This window comes from Candidatus Sulfotelmatobacter sp., assembly GCA_035498555.1.
Lineage (GTDB): Bacteria > Eisenbacteria > RBG-16-71-46 > RBG-16-71-46 > RBG-16-71-46 > DATKAB01.
Genome location: DATKAB010000031.1, coordinates 1 through 2813, shown reverse-complemented (window position 1 = coordinate 2813; position 2813 = coordinate 1). Strand labels below are relative to the sequence as shown.

At 67.7% G+C, this 2813-nt stretch carries 1 protein-coding gene; it reads left to right on the top strand.

What is annotated here, in order from left to right; genetic code table 11:
- Positions 1–2813 (top strand): PDZ domain-containing protein (locus tag VMJ70_03130; GenBank protein ID HTO90103.1); only part of this gene is annotated, 2813 nt, incomplete at both ends.

The window sequence follows — 2813 nt, the reverse complement described above, 5'->3', positions numbered from 1 at the left end:
ACGGTCGTGTTCACGGCCGAGGGGGATCTGTGGCGCGTGCCGATCGAGGGCGGTGAAGCGAAGCGCCTCACCAGCCACCTCGGCGAGGAGTCGCGCGCCGCGATCTCGCCCGACGGCAGGTGGGTCGCGTTCTCGGCCTCGTACGACGGGCCGGTCGAGGTCTACGTGATGCCGCTCGACGGCGGCCTGCCGAGGCGGCTCACCTGGGACGGCTCGCGCGCGTTGGTGCAGGGCTGGACGCCCGAGGCACGAGTGATCTATGCGAGCCGCATCACTTCGGGTCTTCCGAACACTCAGCTCTTTACACTCGATCCGGCGACGGGACGGCGCGACCCGATCCCGCTTGCCCAGGCCTCGCAGGGCGTCTACGCCGGGAAGTCGCTCATCTTCACCCGCTTCGATGCCAACAGCAGCAACACTAAGCGCTATCGCGGCGGCATGCTGCAGCAGCTGTGGGTGTGGGAGGGCGGTCGAGCCGAGGCACGGCGCCTGATGCCGCAGGATTCGGCGGTGAGTCGCTCGCCGATGATCTGGAACGATCGCGTGTACTTCGTCGGCGATCGCGACCTGACCATGAATCTGTGGTCGGTGAAGCTCGACGGCAGCGATCCGATTCAGCTCACGCACCATCAGGGCTTCGACGTTCTCGGCGCGTCGCTCTCGGATGGCCGCATCGTCTACCAGCTCGGCGCCGATCTCCGCGTCTACGAGATCGCCGCGAATCGCGACGCCGCAATCCCGATCCGGCTGGCCTCCGACCTCGACCAGGAGCGCGAGCGCTGGGTGACGAAGCCGCTCGACCTGACCACGGCGCTCCACCTTTCGGCGAACGGCGACCGCGTGGTCGCGACCACGCGCGGGCAGGTGTTCGTGCTGCCCGTGAAATCGGGGCGAATCGTTTCGGCCTCGCGGCGCCCGGGCGTGCGCTACCGCCAGGCCCGCTTCATGCCGGACGGCAAGACGCTGCTCACGCTCTCGGACGAGAGCGGCGAGGTGGAGTTCTGGAAGCTGCCCGCCAACGGCGTGGGCCAGGCGGCGCAGCTCACGAAGGACGCGCGCATCCTGCGCTGGGACGGTATCCCCTCGCCCGACGGAAAGTGGATCGCGACCAACGACAAGAACCAGATCCTGTCGCTGATCGACGCGGCGAGCGGCCGCTCGGTCGCGGTGGATTCGAGCAACACGTGGGCCGACTTCCAGGATCTGCGCTGGTCGCCCGACAGCCGCTGGCTCGCCTACGCCAAGGGCGGCTCCAACCTGCAGCTCGAACTGTGGATCTTCGACACCAGCAAGCGCCAGCGCACCGCGGTGACGAGCGATCGCACCGACAGCTGGAGCCCGACGTGGAGCCCGGACGGGAAGTGGCTGTGGTTCCTCTCCGACCGCCATTTCGAATCGACGGTGCAGAGCATCTGGGGTTCGCGCCAGCCCGATCCGTTCTTCGATCAGCGCACGAAGATCTATGGCGTCGCGCTGCAGAGCACGTTCCGATCGCCTTTTGATCCGGTGGACGAGCTGCATCCCGCCGAGACGAAGCCCGCGGAGAAGAAGGGCGCTGATGCGAAGGGCGGCGACGCGAAGAACGCCGCGCCGAAATCCGCGGGCGAAAAAGCGAAGCCTGCCGAGACCGCGCCGGAGCCGGTCGAGATCGCGCTCGAGGGACTCTCGAGCCGGCTGATCGAAGTCCCCACGCCACCCGGCAACCTGAGCGAGCTTTCGACCGACGGCAGCCGGCTCTACTTCCTCTCCGCCTCGACTGCGGTCGAGCCCAAGAACCAGCTCCAGTCGCTCGCGATCGGCCGCGATGGCGATCCGGCGACCACGGTGATGGAGGACGTCACCGCTTACGAGCTGTCGGGCGACGGCAAGAAGCTCCTGGTGCGGAAGAAAAACAGTCTCTACGTCTTCGACGCCGCGGGCAAGGCGCCGGCCGAACTCGACAAGGCGAGCGTGCCAACAAGGGACTGGACGTTCAGCTTCGATCCCAAGATCGAATGGCGGCAGATGTTCACCGAGGCGTGGCGACTCGAGCGCGACTATTTCTACGACCCGGCCATGCACGGTTCCGACTGGAAGGCGATCCGCGAGCGCTATCAGCCGCTCGCCGACCGGGTCACCGATCGCGCCGAACTGGCGGACGTGTTCCAGCAGATGATCGGCGAGCTGACCTCGCTCCACATGTACGTCTACGGCGGCGATCTGCGCCGCGGGCTCGATCCCGCCGATCCCGGTTCACTCGGCGCCACGCTCGAGCGCGACGACGCGGCCGGCGGCTTCAAGATCGCGCGCATCCTTCCCACCGATCCCGACTGGCCCGACGAGGCCTCGCCGCTCGCGCGCCCGGGTCTCGATGTACGCATGGGAGACGTGATCCAGTCGGTGAACGGCGAAGCCGCGCTCTCGGTGCCCGACATCCAGGCGCTGCTTCGCAACCAGAGCGAAAAGCCGGTGCTGCTCCGACTCGCGCGCGGCGGCGCCACTCACGAGGTGCTCGTGCAGCCGGTGAGCCCGAACGACGCCGCGGCGCTTCGCTACCGCTCGTGGGAGTACGAGCGCCGGATGCGCGTCGATTCGCTAGGCAACGGCCGGATCGGCTACGTCCACCTGCAGGCGATGGGGCCCGACGACATCGCGCGCTGGATCCGGGAGTACTACCCGGTATTCGATCGCGATGGCTTGATCATCGACGTGCGCCACAACAACGGCGGCAACATCGACTCGTGGATCCTCGGCAAGCTCCTCCGCCGGAATTGGTTCTACTGGCAGCCGCGCGTCGGGCGCCCGTTCGGCAACATGCCGTACGCGTTCCGCGG